Annotated in this window: 24 protein-coding genes; 11 read left to right on the forward strand and 13 right to left on the reverse strand. The window is 47.9% G+C overall.

From position 1 onward, the window contains the following. Positions 1-47: 47 nt before the first annotated feature. From EHS89_RS09865 to trpE, 3 genes are all read right to left on the reverse strand, one after another. Complete coding sequence (locus EHS89_RS09865; RefSeq protein WP_124925988.1) at positions 48-836, reverse strand: efflux RND transporter periplasmic adaptor subunit; 789 nt, start codon at positions 834-836, stop codon at positions 48-50. Next, positions 837-2,741: a L,D-transpeptidase Cds6 family protein gene (locus EHS89_RS09870; RefSeq protein WP_124925989.1), complete on the reverse strand. Its 1,905-nt coding sequence runs from the start codon at positions 2,739-2,741 to the stop codon at positions 837-839. 1,041 nt (positions 2,742-3,782) lie between these two features. After that, the gene (gene trpE / locus EHS89_RS09875; RefSeq protein WP_124925990.1) at positions 3,783-5,267 is read right to left on the reverse strand and encodes an anthranilate synthase component I; all 1,485 of its coding nucleotides are present in this window, start codon (positions 5,265-5,267) and stop codon (positions 3,783-3,785) included. Between the two features lie 925 nt (positions 5,268-6,192). On the opposite strand from trpE, the gene nhaR reads away from it, so the two are divergent. Next, a complete protein-coding gene (gene nhaR / locus EHS89_RS09880) occupies positions 6,193-7,113 on the forward strand; it encodes a transcriptional activator NhaR (RefSeq protein ID WP_124925991.1) in 921 nt (306 codons plus the stop codon). Between the two features lie 62 nt (positions 7,114-7,175). Here nhaR and EHS89_RS09885 read toward each other — a convergent pair whose 3' ends face one another. Continuing rightward, entirely contained in the window at positions 7,176-7,856 is a 681-nt protein-coding gene (locus EHS89_RS09885) for a phosphoglycolate phosphatase (protein ID WP_124925992.1), read from the reverse strand. Positions 7,857-7,874: 18 nt separating this feature from the next. Then, positions 7,875-8,543, reverse strand: coding sequence for a ribulose-phosphate 3-epimerase (rpe, locus tag EHS89_RS09890; RefSeq protein ID WP_124925993.1), 669 nt, complete (start codon positions 8,541-8,543; stop codon positions 7,875-7,877). Between the two features lie 115 nt (positions 8,544-8,658). Between rpe and EHS89_RS09895 the strand changes: the two genes are divergently transcribed. After that, positions 8,659-9,705: a DUF3530 family protein gene (locus EHS89_RS09895; RefSeq protein ID WP_124925994.1), complete on the forward strand. Its 1,047-nt coding sequence runs from the start codon at positions 8,659-8,661 to the stop codon at positions 9,703-9,705. Positions 9,706-9,759: 54 nt separating this feature from the next. Here the strand turns inward: EHS89_RS09895 and djlA are convergent, their stop codons facing one another. Genes djlA through EHS89_RS09910 form a run of 3 tightly spaced genes read right to left on the reverse strand, consistent with a single transcriptional unit; the run spans position 9,760 to position 12,357 of the window. Next, entirely contained in the window at positions 9,760-10,611 is an 852-nt protein-coding gene (gene djlA, locus EHS89_RS09900) for a co-chaperone DjlA (RefSeq protein ID WP_124925995.1), read from the reverse strand. Continuing rightward, positions 10,601-11,305 carry an N-acetylmuramate alpha-1-phosphate uridylyltransferase MurU gene (gene murU / locus EHS89_RS09905; protein ID WP_124925996.1) on the reverse strand — a complete coding sequence of 235 codons (705 nt, stop codon included), beginning with the start codon at positions 11,303-11,305 and terminating at the stop codon, positions 10,601-10,603. The genes djlA and murU overlap by 11 nt, the downstream gene beginning before the upstream one ends. After that, the gene (locus tag EHS89_RS09910) at positions 11,305-12,357 is read right to left on the reverse strand and encodes an aminoglycoside phosphotransferase family protein (RefSeq protein ID WP_124925997.1); all 1,053 of its coding nucleotides are present in this window, start codon (positions 12,355-12,357) and stop codon (positions 11,305-11,307) included. Before EHS89_RS09910 ends, murU begins: the two co-directional genes overlap by 1 nt. A gap of 132 nt (positions 12,358-12,489) precedes the next feature. Here EHS89_RS09910 and EHS89_RS09915 point away from each other — a divergent pair, with 132 nt between their 5' ends. Genes EHS89_RS09915 through EHS89_RS09955 form a run of 9 tightly spaced genes read left to right on the forward strand, consistent with a single transcriptional unit; the run spans position 12,490 to position 21,649 of the window. Next, a complete protein-coding gene (locus tag EHS89_RS09915) occupies positions 12,490-15,135 on the forward strand; it encodes an LPS-assembly protein LptD (protein WP_124925998.1) in 2,646 nt (881 codons plus the stop codon). Beyond that, a complete protein-coding gene (locus EHS89_RS09920) occupies positions 15,125-16,417 on the forward strand; it encodes a peptidylprolyl isomerase (RefSeq protein ID WP_124925999.1) in 1,293 nt (430 codons plus the stop codon). Before EHS89_RS09915 ends, EHS89_RS09920 begins: the two co-directional genes overlap by 11 nt. Positions 16,418-16,421: 4 nt before the next feature. Beyond that, on the forward strand, positions 16,422-17,423 hold the full coding sequence (gene pdxA / locus EHS89_RS09925; RefSeq protein WP_124926000.1) for a 4-hydroxythreonine-4-phosphate dehydrogenase PdxA: 1,002 nt from the start codon (positions 16,422-16,424) through the stop codon (positions 17,421-17,423). Continuing rightward, positions 17,420-18,223: a 16S rRNA (adenine(1518)-N(6)/adenine(1519)-N(6))-dimethyltransferase RsmA gene (gene rsmA, locus EHS89_RS09930; RefSeq protein WP_124926001.1), complete on the forward strand. Its 804-nt coding sequence runs from the start codon at positions 17,420-17,422 to the stop codon at positions 18,221-18,223. The genes pdxA and rsmA overlap by 4 nt, the downstream gene beginning before the upstream one ends. A gap of 17 nt (positions 18,224-18,240) precedes the next feature. Beyond that, positions 18,241-18,627, forward strand: coding sequence for a Co2+/Mg2+ efflux protein ApaG (gene apaG / locus EHS89_RS09935; protein ID WP_124926252.1), 387 nt, complete (start codon positions 18,241-18,243; stop codon positions 18,625-18,627). Between the two features lie 12 nt (positions 18,628-18,639). Further along, positions 18,640-19,461 carry a symmetrical bis(5'-nucleosyl)-tetraphosphatase gene (locus EHS89_RS09940; protein ID WP_124926002.1) on the forward strand — a complete coding sequence of 274 codons (822 nt, stop codon included), beginning with the start codon at positions 18,640-18,642 and terminating at the stop codon, positions 19,459-19,461. After that, positions 19,461-19,781, forward strand: coding sequence for a thiosulfate sulfurtransferase GlpE (gene glpE, locus EHS89_RS09945; protein WP_124926003.1), 321 nt, complete (start codon positions 19,461-19,463; stop codon positions 19,779-19,781). Before EHS89_RS09940 ends, glpE begins: the two co-directional genes overlap by 1 nt. Positions 19,782-19,787: 6 nt before the next feature. Then, positions 19,788-20,909 (forward strand): tRNA nucleotidyltransferase/poly(A) polymerase-related protein, encoded by a 1,122-nt coding sequence (locus EHS89_RS21490; RefSeq protein ID WP_124926004.1) that lies wholly within the window; start codon positions 19,788-19,790, stop codon positions 20,907-20,909. Next, positions 20,909-21,649, forward strand: coding sequence for a pteridine reductase (locus EHS89_RS09955; protein ID WP_124926005.1), 741 nt, complete (start codon positions 20,909-20,911; stop codon positions 21,647-21,649). Before EHS89_RS21490 ends, EHS89_RS09955 begins: the two co-directional genes overlap by 1 nt. A gap of 55 nt (positions 21,650-21,704) precedes the next feature. On the opposite strand, the gene EHS89_RS09960 is transcribed toward EHS89_RS09955, so the two are convergent. The 5 genes from EHS89_RS09960 to EHS89_RS09980 all read right to left on the reverse strand — a co-directional run bounded on the left by EHS89_RS09960 (position 21,705) and on the right by EHS89_RS09980 (position 25,587). Continuing rightward, positions 21,705-23,597, reverse strand: a complete 1,893-nt coding sequence (locus EHS89_RS09960) for a M48 family metallopeptidase (protein WP_124926006.1) — start codon at positions 23,595-23,597, stop codon at positions 21,705-21,707. Positions 23,598-23,629: 32 nt separating this feature from the next. Further along, a complete protein-coding gene (locus EHS89_RS09965; RefSeq protein WP_188885265.1) occupies positions 23,630-24,229 on the reverse strand; it encodes a LemA family protein in 600 nt (199 codons plus the stop codon). A 120-nt stretch (positions 24,230-24,349) separates the two neighbouring features. Further along, complete coding sequence (gene folK, locus EHS89_RS09970; protein ID WP_124926007.1) at positions 24,350-24,859, reverse strand: 2-amino-4-hydroxy-6-hydroxymethyldihydropteridine diphosphokinase; 510 nt, start codon at positions 24,857-24,859, stop codon at positions 24,350-24,352. Next, entirely contained in the window at positions 24,859-25,215 is a 357-nt protein-coding gene (folB, locus tag EHS89_RS09975) for a dihydroneopterin aldolase (protein WP_124926008.1), read from the reverse strand. Before folB ends, folK begins: the two co-directional genes overlap by 1 nt. 54 nt (positions 25,216-25,269) lie before the next feature. Then, positions 25,270-25,587, reverse strand: coding sequence for a hypothetical protein (locus tag EHS89_RS09980; RefSeq protein WP_124926009.1), 318 nt, complete (start codon positions 25,585-25,587; stop codon positions 25,270-25,272). Positions 25,588-25,681: the final 94 nt, after the last annotated feature.

Genomic DNA, 25,681 nt, shown 5'->3' on the forward strand with positions numbered 1-25,681 from the left:
CTTACAACACCGATAAAACGATCTGGCTTACACTAACGACAGCAGGATCACTGCTGCGACAAGCCTTCCGGCGGCGTTAACAACACCCTGCCGCTCATGCCAGGCATAAGCTCAGGATTGGCACTTTCAATTACTGCTACAATTTTTACGGACTGACTAATCGGGTCGACTCGGGCACCAGTGCGGGACACTGCGGCCTTATACTCTTTACCCGTTTCATCAATCAGAACATCAAACTTATGGTCTTTCTTAAGCCAGGCCAGCCACTTGGACGGCACGATAAATTCAAGCTCCAACACAGAATCATCGAGAATATCCAGTAGCGGTTCACCCGCCTGTACATACTGCTGTTGACGGGCATACTGATCCGCCACACGCCCGTTAAAAGGGGCTTTAATAGAACATTTAGACAAAGTTGCCCTTACCAGCGTCAGCTCCGCTTCCGCCTTACGCATTGCCGCCCAGGCAGTATCTAACTCAAGCTTACCCACCGCATTCAGCTGCGACAGTCGCTTGTTGGCCGCGTAAACTTTCTTTGCACCTGCCAGGTCAGCATTGGCTTTTGACTTCATCGCCTGCTGCACTTCGCAATCTAGCTTTATTAAGAGATCGCCTTTCTTAAATGAGTCGCCCTCTCTAAGCGCTATATTGCCGATCTTAGCGCCGATCTCAGCTGCTAGCGTGGTGTAATCATGGGGCGTTAATTGCGCCCGAATATTACCGGTCGGCAACGCTACTGGGTAAAGCTGCGGCTCTGGAAACGACTCAGATTCCGCCTGCGCAAGCAGGGGGAATCCAAGTAATCCGATCAGAATCCATACGGATCTATTGATCATTTAGCGCACCTCTTCAGAGCGTATTTTCCAACCGTCATCCTGGCGTTGCAGTACAAACACCTTGGTGGTGTTATCGCCAAAACGATCGGAGCGATAGCGCTGTTTAACCTGCACAGCTACTGAATCCTCAGATACCAGCTGATAATCCTGGTATTTCAGTTTCACACTGATTCGGGAAGGTTGAGCCAGACGCTCTGCACGCTGCACTTTCCAGTCAGCCAGAGCCATGCCATTAGCTGGCACAAAGTCAGCAGCATAGTGCGACAGATAAGCAGTCAGATCTTTAGCCGCCCAATCAGCCGCCCAACTATCCAACTCTGCATTCAACTCACCACGAAGCGCATCATTAAGCTCCAGTTTGGCAGGTACTTCAGCTTCGACTGCAGCAGCCGGTGCTTCGATCATCTGCCAGTTTTCCTGCGCTTCCTTAACCTTCATAGTCAACTCACTCAGACCGATAAGATCCAGGCTTGCAACCTGAGGCTCAAGACCCAACGTTGCCTGAACCTGACCAGAAGCGGCATGCATATCAGCCAGAGCCTGGTAACGGCGTAATAGAGACAAGATGGTTGTAGTCTTAGATGCGATAAGGTTCAGACCACTTTGAGTCTGTGCATCCTGAGCGGCCAGGGTGATCTGTAACATACGATCATCAACACGCCAGATATTGTCGGCACGATCAAACTGTTGACGCGAACTGTCAAACTGCTGAGCAGAGATATGCACCTGAGCCAACAGGTTCATCTGCATCGCCATACGACGCTGCTCAGATAAAACCTCCAGGGATTCAGCACGCGCCTTAACCGCACCGTAGGAGAACAGGTTAATCAGATTTGCGTTAACACTCAGACTTGCATCCTGCCAGCTCTCTTCAACCAGAAAGTTATCGTTATCGTGCTTCAGTCCATAGCTGAATTTAATCCCCGGAAACAGCTTCACCATACTCTTACGGGTTTCTAAAACAGCGTTATCAACGTTGTAGTTTTCTTCGCGCAGATCGGCGTTATTGGCGATCGCCAGTGTTTCCATCTGACCTAAAGACAACTGTAAAGCCGCCAGCTTCGCTGCACCTTCAGGCTCGACCAGCGCATAATCAGACGCAACCGGCAGGTTAATCAGCGCATTCAGCTCCAACTTGGCAACCTTCAGCTCATCTTCAACCGCCTCAAGGGTACGCAGGTTCTCTAACAACGAACGCTGATAGCTCAGAGACTCCATCGGCGTCTTAATGCGTTCTTTCTCAACCTGTACCGCATCTTCCAGCGCTTTATCCGCTTCACGAATAGTCTTACGTACTTCTGCTCGCAGCTTTTGTGCTGCCATAGCGCGCCAATAGGTACCCTGCACTTTCTGTGTTAACTGATGCATCGCCTTACGACGACGTTCAGTTGCGATAAGCGTCTGGTTCGCCTGCTGCTTGGCGTTATAGTAACTCACACCGTAATCCAGCAAGCTCCAGGTCAGCCCCAGCTGACTGACTGTATGCTCCTGAGCGGTACTTACCGTTGAAGGATCAAAAACGCCGCCACCACTAAGGGATTCATTTCTCCGCAGGTTTGGCTCACTACGATTGGTGTAATCTGCTCCCAGATTCAGTTGTGGCAACAGATCAAATCGCGACTCTTCCAGCTGAGCTACCGAGTAGGTCTGCTCCAGCATCCGGGTGCGATGCTCCAGGTTATATTTCAGAGCTCGGGCAATCGCCTCTTCAAGGGTCAAAGCCCCCTGAAGTGCTGGCACATCGTTAGCGTTTTTCTCTTTATCCAGCGCAGCTACCTGAGCGACCTGCTCAGATGTCAGCGACTCAGGTAAAATACTGGCGCAGCCTGACAGCAGCAGAACCGCCGCTACGCCAGCGACAGGTAAACCCGCCTTTTTCAACAAACCTACTGACTTATTCGCCATTGGTGTTTCTCCTTACAAATCCATCCGGGCTGCAGTCCCATCCGGGCAATACTTCATCAACCAACAAAATTCAGGGTTTTCCAGCTCCTGAACTTCCCCTTTGTGTTCAACACTATTTCAAAATCTGGAGAGAAAGGTTTTGGCATAGCAGATAGCAAACCTACACAACCGTAAAACAAAACAAACAACCCACTTTTTTTTAAGTCTCGACTCGGCATTAATTTTCAAGCAATGCCAAAATATAAAATCAATTTAAGGCTCAAAAACCAACCACCTTAGAATTCAATTCAATCAGCACAACAAAACCAATAAAAACGCAAAACCAAAGAGACTTTCTCTCAATACCACTATGTATAAGATTTATTTAATATAGACAATCAGTTCTGTACCCATTATGTGTCCCTGATAACCAACAACGACAACACCTACAGAGCAAAGCCCCATCATTGCTGACATACAGAAAGTCAACGCAAAAATAAATAATATGTCACAGGCAAAGTCACACTTGTTTCCATTTTGGAAACAAATGTTTATAAAAACGAATAAATTGACATATATCAATTTTGACACATTAATAACGTGCCTCAAACATTTGTTTAAATTCGATCAATATCTAATCAATTAGTAGTAAAAAATAATCACATTACATCTCATTCAGATAGATAAAAACGAAAAAAAACGCGACTAAACAGCCTTCAAAAACAACCCAAAACTGTTAATTTTGTCACACACAAACACCCCAACCCAAGCTACCAAAAAAGCTACATTCACTCTCAAAAAAGTAAGAAAAACCATCAAAAGGAGACTGACCAGACCTGTTTTTTTCGTGCTATTGAGCGATTATCTGAGCCCTGAAACACCGGATAGACGGTGTAAATAACCACCTATCTTTTACCCCCCCTTCCAGCCCCAACCTGAAATGTATAATTCCAGCACACAACAACCCTGCCTGGATCGACTGCAAAGGCTGTATTTACAAGTAAACAAGCAAAAAAAAGCCTCCAAACGGAGGCTTTAATTAACAGAGGAGCAGAGCAATAATCAGAGATTATCTAAGCCCTGCTTCACCATATCGACAGCTTTAAAAATCGCCCGTCCTTTGTTCATGGTTTCTTTCCACTCCAGCCGCGGAATAGAGTCGGCAACAACACCAGCGCCGGCCTGAATATGCAGCACATTATCTTTAATCACCGCCGTACGTATGGCGATTGCAGTATCCATATTGCCGTTCCAGGAGAGATAACCTACAGCACCACCGTAGACCCCTCTTTTTACCGGTTCCATCTCATCGATAATTTCCATCGCCCGCACCTTAGGCGCACCACTCAGGGTGCCTGCAGGCAACGTCGCTCGCAAAACATCCATGGCTGATACATCAGGCTTAAGCTGACCATTAACGTTAGAGACGATATGCATCACATGGGAATACCGTTCCACCGCCATTTTAGCGGTTAGTTCGACCTTACCAATTTCTGCTACACGACCGACATCATTACGCCCCAGATCAATCAGCATCAGATGCTCAGCAATCTCTTTAGGATCCGCCAGCAGTTCTTTTTCCAGCGCCAGATCTTCCTCTTCGGTCACACCCCGACGACGGGTACCGGCAATAGGCCGCACACTCACCACACCATCCTCGACCCGCGCCAGAATCTCAGGGGAAGAACCCACTACATGATGATCCCCCAGATGCAGTACATACATATAGGGCGATGGATTCAGACAGCGTAACGCCCGATAGAGATCCAGCGGACTATTCTCAAACGGAATCGACATCCGCTGAGAGATAACCGTCTGCATCACATCACCTGAAAGAATATATTCTTTAATACGGTCAACTGAATCTTTAAACTGCTGCTCACCAAAGCTGGACTTAAACTCACTTTCATCCACCTCTCGGCACTGCTCTTGAGGCGTGTCCTGATGTGGGATAGAAAAACGTAACCGGCTTACCAGTTCATCGAGTTTCAATTTTGCCTGATCCAGAGCCCCCTCTTCGCCCGGATCGGCATGACTGATTAATACCAGTTTGCCACTGAGGTTATCAAACACTACAACCTCGTCAGATACCATTAACAGGATATCCGGCGTACCAATCACATCCTCAGGCACCCCTTCAGCTAACCGCTTTTCAACATACCTGACACAGTCATAACCAAAGTAGCCTACCAAGCCACCATTAAAGCGAGGCAGACCATCAAGCTCAGGGGCCCGATAGCGCGTCTGAAACTGCTCAACAAAATCCAATGGATCATCCACTGTCGCCTGCTCAACGATTTCACCATCTGTTTCTATACGAATCTTATGACCAAACACTTTAAGCACGGTCCGACAGGGCAAGCCGATGATTGAATAACGGCCCCATTTCTCGCCACCTTCGACCGATTCCAACAAATAACTGTAGGGCTGATTAGCAAGCTTCATATAGGTAGAAAGCGGTGTATCAAGGTCCGCCAGGACTTCGCGTACGACAGGGATACGATTGTAGTTCTGAGCAGCCAGCTCAGTGAATTGATCAGGAGTCATTATCTGTTCTCATTCTGCCCATAATTTTATTCAGGGCTTTGAAATAAAGTCCGACATAGATTTATGCCAGTAGCATGTTCTGAAAAGCAGGGTTCAGTGACGCCATCGCCATCGCTCACCAACATAAGGCGAGCGCAGGATTATCTCAATCTGGGGTACAAGTTCAGACACTATATTTCCAAAAACGTAGCAAATTATGCCTTAACCTTATAGCAGCCCAGCCCCCGAATCAAGCGGGCTGCAGTTATGTCAAAATAGAACTTTCAAACCGTCAGTTTTCTACTCCTTTTTTCTGCGCCAGCATGACCTCCATGCGGTTTCAACAGATAACAGCAGAGCCCACAAAACCGATAAGAATAACCATTATAAATTCAGTCAAACAACAGTTTTTCCAACAGCAGACTAACCAGTGGCTCTGGCGTTAACAGATTAAAAAGTCATCGTTAGAAGACGATATTGGCGAACTTTAAAAAAGGCATTGCCGACAGCGACTATTTTCCAGCAACAGACTCTTACCTGTGAATAACAAAGCGTTTTTTCATTGCCCTCAAGAATTAGCTTCGTGCAGACAAAAAAAACCCGGCCTTGGGAGCCGGGTGAATATTTGGATGAGAGTCCATATTTTCAAGACTGGAGGAGAGTCTTTAAACTTACTACCTAATTACATTTCTTACCTAGTTAAACTTCTAACCTAGCCAAACAACAGCTACACAATCTACTTAAAGCAAGGTCCACTTACTTAACACAACAACTAAACTTTTTATGCCTTATCTGACTTCAATATGAATCCTGTTGGGGAGGATTCGGGAAGTCATGACAAAGTCGATAAGGAACAGTATAGTCAGACAACAGTTAAATAAAATTCGTATTTTTTATATAAACAGTAAGTTTTTTACGATTATTTAATCATCAACAGAGAACCCTGATGAACTTCAAGCACTTGCGTTATTTTATGGCTGTTGCTCAGGAAGGCAGCATCAACAGAGCCTGCAAAAAACTACATCTCACCCCGCAAACCATTAGCGGACAGATAAAGTTATTAGAACAGGAGCTGGGCACGCCACTGTTCAAAAAACGTGGCCGCAACCTCAAACTCACCAAAGCGGGCCAGTATGCACTTAATTATGCAGAAGAAATTTTCCTGCTGGGTGACGAACTGAAACAGAGTATTCAGGATCCAACCAGCCTCAAACAACAACGCTTCAATATTGGCATTGCTGATGTATTACCTAAGCTGATCACCTATCGTTTACTGGAACCTGCACTAAAGCTGGCTGACGCCAGCCGTTTGATTTGTGAAGAGGGCCCTCTACCCAGCCTACTGGCCGATCTTGCCACTCAGAAACTCGACCTGGTACTCGCCGATCGTCCGCTTGATGCCAGCTTTCATATCCGGGGCTATAACCACCTGCTAGGCGAATGCGGACTCAGTTTTTTTGCGACCACACAAGACGCTCCAACTTACCGCACAGACTTCCCCCATTCACTTGAAGGTGCTCCGATGCTTATGCCTTCTGCCGAAACCGAGCGTGGCACCGGCCTGATGCGCTGGTTTGATCGGCACAAAATAACCCCCGACATTCAGGTTGAATGCGCTGATACCGCATTGATTGAAGCTTTCGGTCTGTCCGGCGCAGGCATATTCTGCGCCCCCACCGTCATAGAGCAGCAGATGACACAACAATACGGTGTTGAGGTGATTGGGCGCATGGATGATATTCGCGAGCGGTTCTATGCAATCTCTCTGGAACGAAGAGTTAGCCATCCCGGAGTACTCGCAGTATGCAACACCGCACGAAGGGCCCTCTTTGATGAGGATAATGAAGAAGGTAATGAAGAAGACTAACAAGAAGGAAATGAAGAGCCAGATAAGACAGAACTGTAAACAAATGCCGATAAAACTATTATTCAGAGCAGTTCTAGCAAATTATCCACAATAATATCGGGTGCATAATCAGCAACCGGCTCACCGTGGTTGTAACCATAAGTAACCGCAACGACAGGACAGCCTGCGGCTTGTGCGGCCCGAATATCGCTCTTTGAATCACCGACCATCAGCGTCATATCTGGCATACTAGAAAACTCATTCATAGCATGCTGTAACGGCAGCGGGTCAGGCTTTTTCTGCTCAAGGCTATCGCCACCCAGCACCAGCCCGAAATAACGGTCCAGATTAAAGGTTTCAAGCAGGGGTATAGTAAAGCGAATCGGCTTATTCGTCACTAGCCCCATCTTTACATCCCTACTCGACAACCAGTCCAGATATTCCAATACCCCAGGGTAAAGCTGACTACGCTCGGCGCTGCACTTACCGTAGCAATCCAGAAACAAGGTAAAGGCCCGCTCGAACAGATCCGGATCTATGCTGGAAATATCGGGATCCTGCTGACCGGTCAAGGCTCGCTGCACCAGGACCTGAGCGCCATTACCGACCCAGCTGCGCACTGCAGTTTCTCCGGCCGGCTCAAGCCGCAATGCCTGAAGCATCTGATCCGTCGCCAGGGCGAGATCCGGCACACTATCGAGCAGTGTGCCATCAAGATCAAACAGAACCAGTTCGGGCAGCTGCCCCCTGAACAACGATTGCATAAGCTTAGCTGTCAGCCTTTATGCTTTAGCCAGTTCAGCACGCATCTGATCGATAGTTGCCTTGTAATCATCGGTATTGAATATCGCCGAACCTGCAACAAAGGTATCCGCACCCGCAGCAGCAATCTCACCGATATTAGCGGTACCAACACCACCATCCACTTCCAGACGGATATCAAACCCGCTGTCATCGATGATTTTACGCGCCTGCTGTAGTTTTTTCAGTGTCGATGGCAAAAACTTCTGACCACCAAAACCCGGATTAACCGACATCAATAGAACCATATCCACTTTATCCAGCACATGCTCCAGATAGGTTAGTGGTGTAGCCGGGTTAAACACCAGACCTGACTTACAGCCGCCATCACGGATCATCTGCAATGAGCGGTCGATATGATCAGAGGCTTCAGGGTGAAAAGTAATAAATGAAGCACCGGCGTCAACAAACTCACCTATCATCCGATCAACCGGGGATACCATCAGATGCACATCGATTGGCGCTTCGATGCCATGCTTACGCAGCGCTTTACAGACCATAGGCCCGATCGTCAGGTTTGGCACATAGTGATTATCCATCACATCAAAGTGCACATAGTCAGCGCCCGCGGCTAACACGTTTTCAACCTCTTCACCCAGGCGGGCAAAATCTGCAGAAAGGATAGAAGGTGCAATCTTAAAATCAGCCATGGGGATTCACTCTGAAGGTGGTAAATAGATAATTGCGGCCATTGTACTTTGCCTTAGATTAAACTCAACCTGCTTTATCCTTGCTTATCCCGCTCTGCTCTTTAATAATCGAAGCATGAAATTGATTAAGCCACTGTTTTACAGCCTGTTATTACTTAGCTCTGCGTTACTTAATGCCGCAGAAGACAGTAACACCGAAACAGCACCGTCTACTGATACTGCCAGTAAACCCACCGCTCAGAACGAGCGGATCGAGCCGTCGCCAGAACAACAACGTCAAGCCGATCTTGCGCTGGCACAAAACAGTGAAACCGAAGTCATCTGGCTGGAAAAAGACGGAGAACAATGGCTGGCGCTTTATCAGTCAGCTGTCGCCGCCGAAGCCCATGGCAGCATTATCATCTTTCCGGACCAGGCCACCAGCGCAGACTGGCCAGGCCTGATTCACCCGCTAAGAACACAGCTGACTGAACATGGTTGGAATACTCTGGCCATTACATTACCGCAACCACCACAACGAGGTATCCCCGCCAGAACCTTGCCAACCTTACAAAACCGTAACCAGGTACAAGAAAGTGCAACACCCGCCTCAGAAACTGTAACGGGAACTGAGGCTGAAGCCAGCCAGAACAGTTCAAGCACAGTTAGTGACGCAAATACATCCACTGAAGCGGCGGATACTTACGCCCTCAAAGTGCTTGAATTAGCCGCATCAGCCAGTAATCAGCTAAAGGATAAAGGCAGCCAGTTTGAGGTTGTACTAGGCGTTGGTGAAGGTGCTAACTGGGCCGTTAGCTATTTTATGCAGGATGAAACCAGAGCCGACAGAGCCTTAATGATAATAAACCCAACCATAGCCTCCAGCACCAGTACACCGAACCTACTTTCAATGATTAGCGAATTGAAGACACCGGTACTGGATCTGTGGTCAGATCCAGATCTAAGCAACAGGTCCTATGCAAAACAAAGACTTCGAGCCGCCAAACGTAGCGGTAACAATGGCTACCGCCAGATCCGCCTGAATCAGCGCTTAAACGATCCTCGCAGAATGCCACTATGGTTAACTAAACAGGTACGGGGTATTTTAAAAACCAATATTCTGGACAGGAAACCTACTCCAGATATCGCTGCGGAGCCTGTTGAACTAACCCCTGGAAGCTAGCATGTTGCCCCAAACACTGATGCTAACATTGCTCCACTGCCATCAGAAAGCAGCCTATTGGCTAGCTTTTTTTCGCGCCTCTCGTACCAGATCATAAGCACCTTGAATTTCCTGGGTTTTCTCTTTCGCCAGCTGCATCATCTCTTCCGGCAGGCCTTTAGCAACTAATTTATCGGGATGGTGCTGACTCATCAGTCTTCGGTAAGCTTTCTTAAGCTCTGCATCAGTTACTGATTCATTAACACCTAATACTCCATAGGCCTCTTTCAGCATTTGCTGCTGCGAGACAAAGCCACCCTGATGGGATTGGTAGCTATGTTGCTGATACGAGAAGTGAGATTGCATTCTTGCCATCAGCGCTGCCATCTCAGCCTGAGACATCTGCAACAATCCACAGACCTCTCGAATAATAATAGTTTCTGCCTCACTGACCTGACCATCAGCCATTGCCGCCTGAAGCTGAATCTCAACAAACATCAGTTTCAGGGGTATCCGATAGCGAATTAGCGCACTCAGCGGGCGCATCACCTCAGTAATATCAAAGTCACTCTCTTTGCCTTGAGAGAACAAGTCCATCGCTTCACGCCGACGATCTTCACTCAGCCCCATACGATTCATCACTTCGCGAGCGTACTGAATCTCCTCTTCACTGACCCGGCCATCGGCCTTTGCCAACTTACCCATCACCGTAAAGGTTGCTTTAAAAAACGCATCCTGCGGATTCAACGCTTTACCGAGTGCAGACTTCAATGCATTCGATAACACGACACCGACACCTGCCCCTAATAACAGACCAAAAAGTCCGCCACTAAACAAACCAATCAGGCCACCAATAACTAGCGCAGTACGATTATTGCGAACAACCTGTCCAAGGCTAAAACCCGTTTTTTCACTATTAAATGACATCTACACGTCCTTTTTCCACATCGCTACTGACTTCACTCAACCTTTCAGGCGTACCTATATCACGCCAGTATCCCCGGAAATGTTCACCGCTGACCCTGTTACTTTGCATCGCAGCACGTAATAAAGGCGCCAGAGGAAATTTACCCGCAGAACAGCCTTCAAACAAGCGCGGCGAAAGTAGACTAATACCACTAAACGTTAACTTATCACTACCACTTTCAATAACCTGCCCTTCTTGCAGGGCAAAATCACCTTCTGGGTTATGCCCGGGATTATCCACCAGAATAAGGTGTGCCAAGCGATCCGCTTCCAGACCCAGACCAGCATTCAGATCAGTAACATGCTTAAACGGGTAATTTGTAAACAAATCGCCATTCACCAATAAAAAATCGTCACCCTCAGGGCTCAGATCAGGTAATGCTTTCAAAATACCACCACCGGTTTCAAGGGGCTCCTGCTCTGGGGACCAGATAATTCTGGCACCGAAACGCTGACCATCACCCATCTGATTTTCCAGCTGTTCTCCCAACCAGGCATGGTTAATAACCAGTTCTGTTATCCCCGCTGCCACCAAACGCTCAATGTGATATTGAATCAGTGGTTTTCCTGCGACTAACAACAAAGGTTTGGGTGTTGTCAGTGTCAATGGCCGCATCCGGGTTCCTAATCCCGCCGCCAGAATCATTGCCCGCATTAGCTAAACCACCGGTCCAGATGTTGATTTTCAAAATGTTCACTCGCATACATCGCTGGTACAACGACATCCTGCAACCATGCGGCAAATGTCAGCAGTGAATCGTAGCGCCCGGCTACCCGTATAATGTAATTAAGGGTACGGGGAATATCTTCCAGATAACCCGGTTTACCATCACGCAGATTTAATCGAGCAAAGATACCCGCGGCTTTCAGATGTCGCTGGGCACCCATCAGATCAAACCAGCGATAAAAGTCGGCTCGATCGTAGTGCTGAAGAAGCCCATCTTCTACCAACATTTCACCAAACTGATCAACCCAGCCATACACCTGCATATCCGGCCATTCTATATAACAGTCGCGTAGTAAAGAGACCAGATCATAGGTTACTGGCCCTATTACCGCATCCTGAAAATCGATCACTCCCGGCGTATCGTCGCCATCTACCAGTAGATTCCTGGAATGATAATCCCGATGCACACAGACTGCAGGCTGCTCTAATGCTGAACCAATTAAAAACTCAGACACTTCGGTAAACAGATGCATCACACCTGGCTTGAGTTCAATTTTAAGCAAATCACCAATCAGCCAGTCACGAAACAGGTCCATCTCTCGCTGCAACAGTGCCCGGTCATAATGGGGAAGTGGATGACCCGCAATATCCTGACATTGCTGCAAACGGGTCAGTGCACTGAAAGCCCGCCCATATAGTTCATCAGCATTTGTCTCCGTCAGCTTATCCAGATACAAATCATCCCCCAGATCAGATAACAGCATATAACCCTGTTCAAGATCGACCGCATGAACCACCGGCGCATGAATTTCCAATGGTTCCCAGGCTTTTGCGATACAAACAAAAGGATGGCTATTTTCCTTTTCCGGTGGAGCATCCATCAGAATCCAGCTCATGCCATGGCTTAATAACCGAAAATAGCGCCTGAAACTGGCATCTCCAGACACAGGAACGCACTGCCAGTCTTCTGCCAGTTCAATATTCAACTCAGTGAACGTCTGCTCCACCCAGCACTTTAATCCGGCCAGTCTTTGCCCCATATCTATCAATCCCCTAGCGTTGTTATAGCCGAATGTTTTATCATGCGGTGCTTTATAGCTATGTTACTCGATTCAAGGTTTACCGATAAAGGAAATCGAAGCTTTTTCTACGCTTCATACTGGACAATCTGAATGCCGTTCTCAAGACGCTCATCCTACACACTTACTTTGGCTGTTATTGCAGCGCTGTCTAATTCCACACAGGCGGCAGAAACAGCCCCTGTCGCTAAACATGCGCTCTGGACCTGCACCATGCAACAAGGCCAGAACTGGGATTGTGACAATCAAAAACAAGCGGCAGCAGAAGATCAGGCATCTGTAACAGAAGATAGCAATACCGGTTCTGATAATTCTGACAAATTTGAGAACACGACCAAAACAACAGCTGCAACTATAACTGAACAAAATATCAATGGTCGCTGGCAATGCGATGCTGGCACTAACGGTAGCTGGAACTGTACAGATACGCTTAATTTAGGTACACCAACCACACCAGTAGAGATAACTAAGAGCGGTATACCAGCTTCTCAAAACAAGATTAAACCGCAACAGGCCACCATCTCAAGTCAGCCGACACTAAACATCCCGGCGGCCGATCTGACAATAACTGATTACGCTCAACAAGACTGGTATCCCATTAGCGGTGCCAGCAAAGCCTGTCACGGGGTGTATATTGAACCTGATTATCAAACCACTTCAGATGCCGAAACAGGCAAGCTTCGCATCGATGCCGATCAGTCTGATACTCAGTTAGGTGGACTCACTCAGCTTAAAGGTAATGTAGAACTCCGTCAGTCTGGACATTACTTACGCAGTGACTCGGCTGAAGTTGATCAGGTCTCCAACCAGATTCGGCTAACCGGTAATATCCGATACCGGGAACCCGGCTTACTACTACTGGGCAGCGAAGCTCAGACCAATGCACTTAGCGGTGAAACGGTTGTATCCAATGCTAACTATGTTGTACATGAGCAATCATTACGGGGCAAAGCCAAACGAATAATCCGATTACAGGATGACCGGGTTAGGATGGAACAGAGTACTTATACTACCTGCGCCCCTTCTGACGAAAGCTGGAAGATAGCTGCAGACTCGCTGGTTCTGGATCCAAACAGGGGCTTTGGCACAGCCAAACATGCAACACTGAAAGTAGCTGATATACCGGTCTTTTACTTTCCTTACCTGGAATTCCCGATCGATGATCAGCGCCATTCCGGCTTTCTGTTTCCCTCTATTGGCTATTCAAAGTCTGATGGTTTAGAGCTCGGCATTCCTTACTACTTTAATCTGGCAGCTAACTACGATGACACTCTAACACCTAGACTCTTCACTGAACGGGGACTGCTGTTAGAAAATGAATTTCGTCACATGGACAGCTATGGCCAACAATCGCTTAGTACCGGCCTGCTTTTCAATGACAATAAGTTCAACAAAGATCGCTGGTTGCTCGGTGTCGATCACTTAGGCGGCTCAGGTAGCTGGAGCAGTGAGATAGACTTTAATGCTGTCAGCGATAGTGATTACTTTGATGACCTTGGCTCTAGCCTGGAAGTCGACCGCACGACCCACCTTGACCGTTTAGCAAAAGCTAGGTTTCAACAGCAAAACTGGAATGCCACATTACGGGTACATGATTACCAAACCATCGATTCCAGCAAGAGCCCGTATCAACGCTTACCGCAACTTCAGGTTCGTGGTCAGTATAATATCGTTAAAGGACAAGAGTTTGCCTTTAAATACCTGACTGATGCAACTCAATTCGACCGCGACACTGAAGGTTTAACCGGAATCGATCGGGTTACCGGCAGCCGGCTACATGTCCAGCCTTCTGCCAGCATGCCGATCATTAGCTCATGGGGTTATCTGAAACCCGAAATCAGCTACTGGATGACTCAGTATAACCTGAACGATCAAATTAGTGGACAGGATGACAGCATCAGTCGCACCGCTACTGTTTTCAGCATGGACTCCGGCCTGTATTTTGAACGAGAGACTGACAACTACACCCAATCGCTGGAGCCGCGTCTGTTTGCACTATACAGTTCTAAAGAAGAGCAACAAGGTATTCCAGACTTTGATACTTCGCTGGCTGACTTTAGCTACAAAAGCCTGTTCCGTAGTAATCGTTTCTTTGGTCTGGACAAAATTGGTGATAGCCAACAAGTATCACTGGGCTTAAGCTCCGCGTTCTATCGGGCTGACGGTAGTGAATTAAGCCGTTTCAGTCTGGGCCAGGCGTTTTACTTTGCCGACCGTACCGTTCAACTTAATGGCATCACAACCGTCGATACCGATGAACAATCCAACTTTGCCGCGCAAGCATCATGGAACCCTTTCCGTGATCTGAGGGTCACACTGGATACAGAACTGGACCGCGATAATGTTAACCTGGTAGCAACTAATGCAAAAATTCATTACACCCCCTCGATTAATAAAACGATCAGCTTTGGCTACCGTCAGCGGGACGGTCTAAGAAATCAGACAGACCTGTCCTTCATCTGGCCTCTGGCGCCAGAATGGAGCATGATGGGTCGCTGGCAGGAAGACCTAGAAAATAAACAAACACCTGAAGCGTTACTCGGTGTGGAATACGCCAGCTGCTGTTGGAAAGTCCGGCTTGCTGCACGCCAGTGGATAGAGGATGATAGCATTGGCCAAAAAGATAGTGCCATCTATCTGCAGTTCGTCCTGAAGGGATTAGGTGAGGTGGGGAACGGAGATTCCGCCCTGAAAGATATTATCGGTTTTAAAGAACGTGAAGAGAACAATGACTATTAAGCTCGTAAACAAACTGAAACCGGGCCTGACTGCCCTACTGATCACAGCAAGCCTCAGCGTTCCTGCTGCTCCCGTTACTCTGGACCAGATTGTTGCCATTGTTAACGACGATATCGTTTTGCAAAGTGAATTGAATGACACCGAGCAATCGATAAGAAGTCGACTCGCAGCTCAGGGCCGGGCCATACCTGATGATCAGATATTACAGCGTCAGATTCTGGACCGCCTGATTCTGGAAAACATTCAGCTACAACTGGGTGAACAACAGGGCATCCGGGTATCCGATTCTGAACTCAACTCAGCACTTGAACGAATCGCTTCCCGTTCAGGACTTAGTCTGGAACAGTTCAGAGAAACGCTGATTGCCGAAGGCCAGAACTACACCGAGGCCCGTCAACAGATCCGTACCGAAATGCTGATTCAAAAGATCCAACAACGCATCGTAAGCAGTCGTATTCGGGTATCCCAGCAGGAGATAGATAATTTTCTGACATCAGAACAGGGCCAGCAACAAAATGCGGCTAACTATCGCCTGTCACAGATTCTGATTGGCGTTCCTCTTCAAGCAACACCAGAGATGATTCAGAAAGCGGAACAGCAGGCCAAAGTGGTAGCTGAACAGCTCAACGCTGGTGTTGATTTTTCTGCCACAGCAATTGCTCAGTCTCAGGGACCCAATGCTCTTAAAGGCGGAGACATCGGCTGGCGCAAACTCAACGAAATCCCGGAACAGTTTGCAGCTGTCGTAAAAGACCTTAATCCCGGACAGTTCAGCACCCCGGTCAGAAGCCCGAGTGGTTTTCATATACTGAAGGTTAATGACAAACAGGGCAGTTCAGTACAACTAGTTGAGCAGGTTAAGGTGCGTCATATCCTGTTAAGCCCCAATGAAATACGTTCACCTGCACAAACCCGTCGTGAGATCGAAACACTCTACCAACGTCTTCGTAACGGTGTTCCGTTTGAAGAAATCGCCAAACAATACAGCGATGATGCAGGCAGCGGTTCCCAAGGCGGCTCTTTAGGCTGGGCTCAGCCAGGCCAGATGGTACCTGAGTTTGAACAGGTGATGTTTAATACTGACCCTGGTCAGACCAGCGCACCATTTGAATCCCGTTTCGGCTGGCACATTCTGAAGGTAGAAGATCGCCGCCAACAAGATATGGGCGAAGAGATGCAGGCCAACCAGGCGCGTTCATCCATCCGGCAGCGAAAATATAACGAAGAACTGCAAAACTGGCTGCGTGAGATTCGTTCTCAAGCCTACATTGAGCTCAAGTAACTTTATGAGTATCTATAGACTGGCCCTGACGCCGGGAGAGCCTGCCGGCATCGGGCCAGATCTTTGTATTCAGATTGCTCAACAAGGCCACCCTCATCAACTGGTCGCCATTGCCGATCCGAGGCTACTGGAAGCCCGAGCGCAACAGCTCAACCTGCCAATAAAATTGCTGAGCTATGAGCCGGACCAACCTATTACAGCAACCCCACCGGGTTGTTTATGGGTAGATACTGTGCCGATGAAGCATACTTCTATAGCCGGGCAGTTAGACAGTCGCAACGCCCAGTACGTACTCGACACCCTCAGTCGGGCGACATCAGGCTGCCTGAGCAATGAGTTTTCCGCGCTGGTAACGGCACCGGTACATAAAGGCATTATTAATGATGCAGGAATCCAGTTCAGCGGCCACACTGAGTTTCTCGAGCAGCTAACCGGATCAGACAAAGTCGTCATGATGCTGGCAACGAAAGGCTTGCGTGTCGCCCTGGCAACCACTCATTTGCCACTTTCAGAGGTGCCAAAAGCAATCACTCAACCGTTGCTAGAGCAGGTATTAGAAGTTCTGCACCGGGATCTGCAGCGTAGCTTTGGCCTGGACAATCCTCGAATATTAATCGCCGGCCTCAACCCTCATGCGGGCGAAGGTGGCCATATGGGTCACGAAGAGATAGACACCATACAACCGGTTATTAATCGGTTGCGTCAACAAGGCCTCAATCTGAGTGATCCCCTGCCAGCTGACACGCTATTCAATCAAAAATACCTGGAAAGCGCCGATGCAGTTCTGGCGATGTATCATGATCAGGGCTTACCTGTTTTGAAGTACAAAGGTTTTGGTCAGGCTGTCAATATTACGCTTGGCATGCCAATTATCCGCACATCAGTCGATCATGGCACCGCGTTGGACCTTACTGCAACAGGCCAGGCTGATAGTGGTAGCCTGCTGACGGCTATAAATTATGCCGCCTTTATGGCAGGCAATCGCAACAACCGGAATATCCAATGAGTAAAAAACCTGTAGGCCATAAGGCCCGCAAACGTTTTGGCCAGAACTTTCTTCAGGACCAGGGCATTATCCGTCGCATTATCCGGGCTATTGCACCGGGTGAAGAGCATCACCTGGTCGAGATCGGTCCGGGCCTCGGCGCCATCACGGAAGAGATACTTCCACTATGCCAACGCTTAGATGTTGTTGAGCTAGATCGCGACCTGATACCAATCTTGCGAACTAAGTTCTTTAGCTATGAAGATAAGTTCACTATTCACGAAGGCGATGCGCTGAAATTTGATTTTAGTAGTCTGCAACAAGCTGATGAGCAACTACGGGTTGTCGGTAACCTGCCCTACAACATCTCCACTCCGCTAATCTTTCATCTGTTAAGCCATGCAGATCTGATTGAAGATATGCACTTTATGCTACAAAAAGAAGTGGTCGATCGTTTAGCCGCTCAACCAGGTGAAAGTGCCTATGGCCGACTCGGCATTATGGCTCAGTATTTCTGTCAGGTAGAACCGCTGTTTTTAGTTCCACCTTATGCTTTTGACCCTGCACCAAAAGTTGATTCTGCAATTGTGCGTCTGGTACCGTATAAGCAACTTCCCCATAAAGCTAAAGACTATACTAAGCTAGAAGTCGTTGTGCGCACCGCCTTCGGTCAACGTCGTAAGACTCTGCGAAATAACCTCAAGCCCCTGTTAAGCGGCGATGAGATTAACGACCTTGGTATTGATCCAGGCCTGCGCCCAGAACGTTTAGCGCTGGAGGATTTCATTAAAATCAGTGACTACCTGAGTGATAAGCAGTGAGTAGCAGCCAGACCACCATGATCGAATCGTTCACACAACACGCTATTATAATTAATGTCGAAACCGCTTATCTGCCGGAACAGTCTGATCCGGACAAAAAGCGTTATGTGTTCTCTTATCACATCACCATCACCAACAACGATCAGCAGCCAGTACAACTTTTAAGACGGCGCTGGCTAATTACCGATGGCGATGAGCAGGTACAGGAGGTTGAAGGTGAAGGGGTTATCGGTGAACAACCGGTGATCGCCCCGCAGCAGAGCTTCAGCTATACCAGCGGTACAGTTATCTCCACCAAGGTTGGCTCCATGCAAGGCCACTATCAGATGCAGACCGATGATGGGCAAACATTCAATGCTGATATCGAGCCCTTTACCCTGGCTCAGCCTAACGCTCTACATTAAGGAAAGCAGTCTATGGCAACTTATGCTATCGGTGATATCCAGGGCTGTTTCGATGAGTTCATGGCACTTCTGGAACAGATTAACTTCAGCGCAGATGACAAGTTATGGATTGCCGGAGACCTGGTTAACCGCGGCCCCAAATCCTTAGAAACAGTCCGTTTCCTTCGCAATATGGGTGACCAGGTATCAGTTGTTCTGGGTAATCATGATCTGCATATGCTGGCTGTTCACAGCGGTGTAATAAAAGCCAAGCGCGGTGATACCTTTCAAGACCTGCTACAAGCCCCTGATGCTGAAGCGCTTATAAACTGGCTACGTCACCAGTCTCTATTGGTAACCGATAAAAAACTTGGCTATACCATGGTCCATGCCGGTATTCCACCTCAATGGTCGGTAAAAAAGGCTCATAAACGAGCCCGTGAAGTTGAAACTATTATCCAGAGCACACTGGCAAAAGAGTTTTACCGCCATATGTATGGCAACTTGCCGGCAACCTGGTCGGGTAAACTAGAAGGCTGGGATCGATTACGCGCCATTACCAACTATTTTACCCGTATGCGTTTTTGTGACAGTAGTGGCAAGCTGGATCTGGCAGTAAAGAGTGGCTTATCTTCGCAACCTGAAGGTTTTGCTCCCTGGTTCAGTCATCAGGGAAAAATACTCGACCACCACAAAATAATATTTGGTCACTGGGCAGCACTGGAAGGTATAGCCGACCGGGACAACGTTTTTGCACTGGATACCGGTTGTGTCTGGGGCGATCGCCTGACGGCACTTCGACTTGAAGACCAAACTCTATACTCAGTAAAAAGTAATAAAAGGTATGGCCGCTAATGGATAACTTTGAATGCATTAACATTAAACAGGCTGAGCAACTCATTGCCGACGGTGCTATCATCGCTGATATCCGTGATCAACAAAGTTATCAACAAAACCATATAACAGATGCTATTCACCTCTCCAACGAGAACCTGCACACCTTCATTCAGGAGGCAGACCTGGATGCTCCGTTAATCGTATGCTGCTATCACGGTTTTAGTAGTCAGTCTGCGGCTGGAATCCTGATTCAACAAGGCTTTGAGCAGGTATACAGTCTGGATGGTGGCTTCGAGATGTGGCAGGCCACCCGCCCGGACCAGTGCAGCAGTAGTTAGTAACCCATGGAAATCTATCTGGTAGGCGGCGCAGTCCGGGATACGTTACTCAACTATCCTGTTTATGATCGCGACTGGGTAGTTGTGGGGGCAACCCCTGAACAGATGCTGCAACAGGGTTATAAGCCAGTAGGTAAGGATTTTCCGGTCTTTATACACCCTGATAGCGGTGAAGAATATGCGTTAGCCAGAACAGAACGTAAGTCGGGCAAAGGCTATACCGGCTTTCAGTATCACGCCAGCCCTGATGTCACCCTGGAACAGGACCTAATTCGCCGCGATCTCACTATCAATGCCATGGCCATGGCTGCCGATAAAATGATTATCGACCCCTATGACGGCCAGACAGATCTACATCACAAGATTCTACGCCATGTTTCCCCCGCTTTCGCCGAAGACCCGCTACGGGTACTAAGAGTCGCCCGCTTTCTGGCCCGCTATCATGAGCTTGGTTTTACTATCGCGCCGGAAACACTCCAGCTAATGGCAAAGCTCTCTGACAGTGATGAGCTTGAGCACCTGACGTCGGAACGAATCTGGCAAGAATTCCAGCGCGCCATGACTGAAACTTCGCCGGATCAGTTCCTACTGAGTCTTGAACAATGCGGCGCTCTAAAGAAGTTATTCCCTGAGCTTGGACAAACAGTAAGTGATGCAAAAACCCTGACAGCTCTTCAGCAACCGAGCGGTGCAGAAATTCGCTTTGCTCTGCTGATGCACAGAACCTTTGCTGACAAGCCAGTTAGCGAACGGGCCTCTGCTGTCACCTCATTCTGCCGACAATATCGCACACCTAACTCCTTTCGAGATCTCGGTTTGCAGCTCAGTTGTCAGGCAGATCAGCTGATCGGGTTTGCCACACTCAGTGCCAGTCAGCGGTTACAACTACTAAAGGACCTGGACCTGATACGTCGCCCAGCTAAGCTCAGCCCTCTGATTCAGGCCTGCAAAATCCTTACCGGCAAAGCTCTTCCGGCTGAGACGATGATTCCTGAGTTACTTAAAGCCCTTCAAGCGATCAGCCCCAAAAAAATGATGTTAAAAGGCTATCAGGGAAAAGCCCTGGGTCAGGCCATTACTGAGGCTCAAACTGCCATATGCCAACAGCAGATAGACGGAGCTCTCTGATGACTGCACCTGTCGCATTAGTTACAGGCGCAGCCCGACGAATTGGCGCATCTATTGCCCGCCTGCTACATAAGCAGGGCTACCAGATTATTATTCATCACAATCGCTCAACCGAAGCGGCTAACCTATTAGTAACTGAACTCAACCAGATCAGAGCAACGAGTGCTATAAGCCTTCAGGCCGATCTGAATAACCACACAGAAGTACAACAACTGTCGGACCAGGCGCTGAACTGGCAGGGCAAAGTAGACTTACTGGTTAACAACGCCTCATCGTTTTACCCTACACCAGTGGAACAGAGCAGTGAAAATCAATGGGAAGATCTGCTGAACAGCAACCTTAAAGCAGCTTATTTCCTGTCAGCACGCTTATCTGCAAGCCTGAAACAACATCAGGGCTGCATTATTAATCTGATCGATATTCACGCTCAACGAGGCCTACCTGACTACCCTATTTACTCGATAGCTAAAGCAGGACTACAGATGATGACCCTAAGCCTGGCCAAAGAACTGGCACCGAGCGTAAGAGTTAATGGTGTTTCTCCCGGACCGATTCTGTGGCCGGAAGCAGAAGCTGCTATCAATAATAATGAAAAGAACGCCATCATTGAAAAGACGTTACTAAAACGAACAGGGTGCCCCGAAGACATAGCTGAGGCGGTACTTTTTCTGGCACAGCAACAATTTATTACCGGCCAGATCCTAGCGGTAGATGGTGGGAAATCATTGTTCAGTCATTAACAAGTCTATGGTCCTTTTTGAATAAACGATCTTTTAAAATTAACTGTGCTTTGAGTTAATTATCCAATCCGATTAACGGGCTTTCCATCACGGCGGCAATAGCAGTCAGTAACTCTCTTTCAACAGCAACAACTTTTCCATCATGCTGTACCAGTGCGATTAAGCCTCTTAACATTCGCTGCTTTACATAAGGTGTAGCAAGGGACAATTCAGATACCGCTCCGGAAAATGCGTCACGCTGACATTCAGCTTCTGGCAGCAATCTCAGGTTATATAACCCCGTCGTCCCAGCCCCCCGATTAAACGCTTTATCCGCAGCCACTTCATCATCACTACCGTAATGGGCAAGAGTAGACAGCACTATCTGATAAGCAGCGCTTAACTGTGACAGATCAGAATAACGATTTTCTCTGATACGGAGTAAGCCAAAATGAGCATCGCAGAAACGACTAACCAACTGATACAAAACCCACTCAAACAGATCAATCCGCTGATCCGCACGCACCACCTTTATCAACAGCCGTTTAAAGGCTTTATATTGAGTCTGGGATTGTGTTTTTAGCGCAGGTAGCGATAGTTCAATTAATGACAAATACTCCTCGCGAGGCAGCTCTGCTAAATGCTGGTCACAACGATCTAAGCGCTCAACCATCGTTTGATCCTGCTGCCGGATCATCGCCACTTGCCTGGATCTTATCTCTGGCTCAGAATCCAACAATAATCCCAGTAATAATATCCGTGCATCATAAGGGTCACGAGCCATATCGCTCAGAACAGTACCGCAGTAAAGAGCCTGATCCTCAGGCACTGCAGAGCCCGCCAGGTAATCCTTCTCAGTCAGCAACTCTGCGGTTGCCAACGTTCCGATAAGACTATCAATTATCTTTTGATCCGGCTTTTGATCAATTTCTGGCAATACCGGCGCCGATACCGGTTCAAGGTAAGCGCCATCCCAACGCGGATCGATACGACGAATTCTAATTTCAAGAGGCGGATGGGTAGACCACCAGCGGGCAGGAGATACAGCAGAAAAAAACAGATGACTGGCTTCCTCACTTCCGGGATGGTTTACATACCCCATAAACCGGGTACCACCTATCACCTTAAGGGCGTCGGCAATGCCTTCCGGGTTACGGGTAAACTGCACCGCCGAAGCATCGGCCAGAAATTCCCGCTGTCGGCTGACAGCCGCCTTAATCAGATTACCCAGTAATACACCACACCATCCGATGATGATTAACCCCAAACCCAGCAGTACTAACGAGCCCCGGCTCGAGCTTTTTGACTTAGTTCCATCAACCCACCAACTGGTCCGGCTGCTGGCAAAGCTGCGTCCTAATTCACCAAAAAAAATCATGCCGTGTAGAATGACTATCATCCGCATATTCAAACGCATGTCGCCATTTAGAATATGACTAAATTCGTGGGCGATAACGCCCTGCAACTGATCCCGACTGAGACCCTCAATTGCCCCCCGGGTGACACAGATTGCCGCGTCCTTTAATCCCAGACCAGCCGCAAACGCATTGATGCCTGCCTCACTGCGCATGACATAGACCGGCGGCACCGGCACACCAGCCGCCAACGACATCTCTTCAACAATGTTAAGCAGACGCCGCTCTGAATCGCGACTAGTACTATGCAAGATCTGATCACCGCCCATCAGCTCTGCAACCGCACCGCCGCCCTGCTTTACATCCTGCCACTTGAGCCAGGCAGCAAACAGCAACAGCACAGCAATACCCGCACCCACTGCGAATAAGCGCTGCCAGCTAAGATAATCAAGAAAGATACGGTCAGCCATCGCCAACGGATCGTCATTGACCCACAAGTACCAGGCAAACAACAGATTGATTAAAACAACCAGAGCGATATTCAGAATTAAAAAGAGCAATAGAAGAAGTTTACTGCTCTTTCTGGCCCGATCCTGAGCCGTGTAGAAGTTCATCGCAAGATTAGCCTCAGATACTAACCAGAAGCTTACTTAAAGCTGACCACAGGTGCAGCTTCAAGTGCTTCACGATCGGCAAATTCGAGCAATGATGCATCAATGCTATGACCAAATACACCCGCTAACATGACCGGAGGGAAGCTTTGCTTGTAACCGTTATATTCCGTTACCGCATCATTGAACCCCTGACGTGAAAACGCCACTCGATTCTCAGTTGAGGTCAACTCTTCACTTAACTGACGCATATTCGAATCAGCTTTTAGCTCCGGATAGTCTTCCACTACCAGACTCAGTTTACCCAAAGCCCCCTGCAGCCCACCTTCAGCCTGGGCTAGTTGCGCCATCGCCTGAGCACTGGCAGGGTTAGCCGATGCAGCTTTAAGTCCTGCCATCGCTTCATTTCTGGCAGCAATGACCGCTTCCAGCGTCTCTCGCTCATGACTCAGATAAGCTTTCGCTGTTTCAACCAGGTTGGGTATCAGGTCATAACGCCGCTTTAGTTGAACATCAATCTGAGCAAAGGCATTTTGATATCGATTCTTCAACGCCACCAGCCGGTTATACAACGCTACTACGTACAACAACAGCGCTATAATAACTACCACAAGAACGGTAGTGCCGATATCCATATTGTTACTCCTGCTTATCTAAAATTAAAAAGCTAAAACTAAAATATTGAAACTAAAAACTAAGGCCACTTGAAACGAAACACATCAGAAGCAACAACTACTTTCCATAGGAAAACTCGATTACGCAGATAGATCCCGTTCCTGCCATTCAAAAGCGATACGTTCCAACTGCTGCTTGTCTTTATCAAAATCTAACCACAACTGCTGATAGGTTTCCGCCAGAACCGGATGACGTTCCTTAGGCGCAAGGTCAGCCAACGGCTGTAAGACAAAGGCGTTTTCAGTAATTTCACCCCGTGGCAGCGTCACACCCTCGATTTCACCGATCAGTGCATCATATGTCAGAATATCAATATCGAGAGTACGACCACTGAATTTCGGATCTTTACGACAGCGCCCGTTATCGTCTTCAATCTTTTTAAGTGTCCGGCTTAACTCCCCCACTTCAAGATCTGTCTCGAATACCGCGACCAGATTAAAGAAGTTATCCCCGCTAAACCCTACCGCTTCACTCTCATAAACCGGTGATAATTCAAGCTTTTCAAAGCGTTGCTGCAGAGCATCCAGGCCACGCCCAATATAAACTTCACGATCTGTATTACTACCAATACTAACAAATACACGAGCCATCAGAAGCGCTCTCCCCGTTCAATGATTACACCTACGTCAGTTGCTGCAGGCACCGCACCGGGCTTACCCAGTTTTAGCTTTACCCAGCGCACCTCAAACTCATCAAGTACTATCTGAGCAATCTCTTCTGCCATAGTTTCGACCAGCTGAAACTCACTCTCTTCAATAAAACTGATTAATCGCTCTGAAACCGTCTGATAACTAACACAATTATCAATATCTTCAGTGGAGGCAGCCTGACGAATATCAGTCCCCATTTGAAGATCCAGACAAACCGTCTGTTTTATTTCGCGCTCCCAGTCGTAGATCCCGATAACGGTTTCTACCTGCATCCCCTCAATGTATACAATATCCACTACAAAACCTTTATAACATGAGTCAATATCGCCAGGAGAATAGAACCTGACAACTTAAAAACGTTCTTTTAATCTTCTGGCAGAACGGGTCCAGCCAGTTTTAATAATCATTGAGCCACTCAACTGAACCATCAGATAGCGACCATCCCGCTGCCATATAAGCCGTTTTGTTGAGCAATATTCTTTCTTAAGCCTGATAATTTTATTGCAGGTACGCTCACTGCGAACCCGCTTCGCTTCCCGCCCCCAGCTGGCATAAATAAGACTGATATCATCGCCCGCCGAAGCCAGGCTACCATCATCCAATCTGATGCCCGCACTACTGTTACCGCTGATCAATAACAGCCACAACAGCATACTACAGATTCTCATATCACAGTCCTTTGTTTTAGTTTCAGCTTTCATCCTGAGCCGAAGTACGCTATACAAATCAGTAAGTTGATAACAATAACTGATCAGCAACCGG

Origin of the sequence: Amphritea balenae, from assembly GCF_003858655.1 — a bacterium.
GTDB classification, from domain to species: domain Bacteria; phylum Pseudomonadota; class Gammaproteobacteria; order Pseudomonadales; family Balneatricaceae; genus Amphritea; species Amphritea balenae.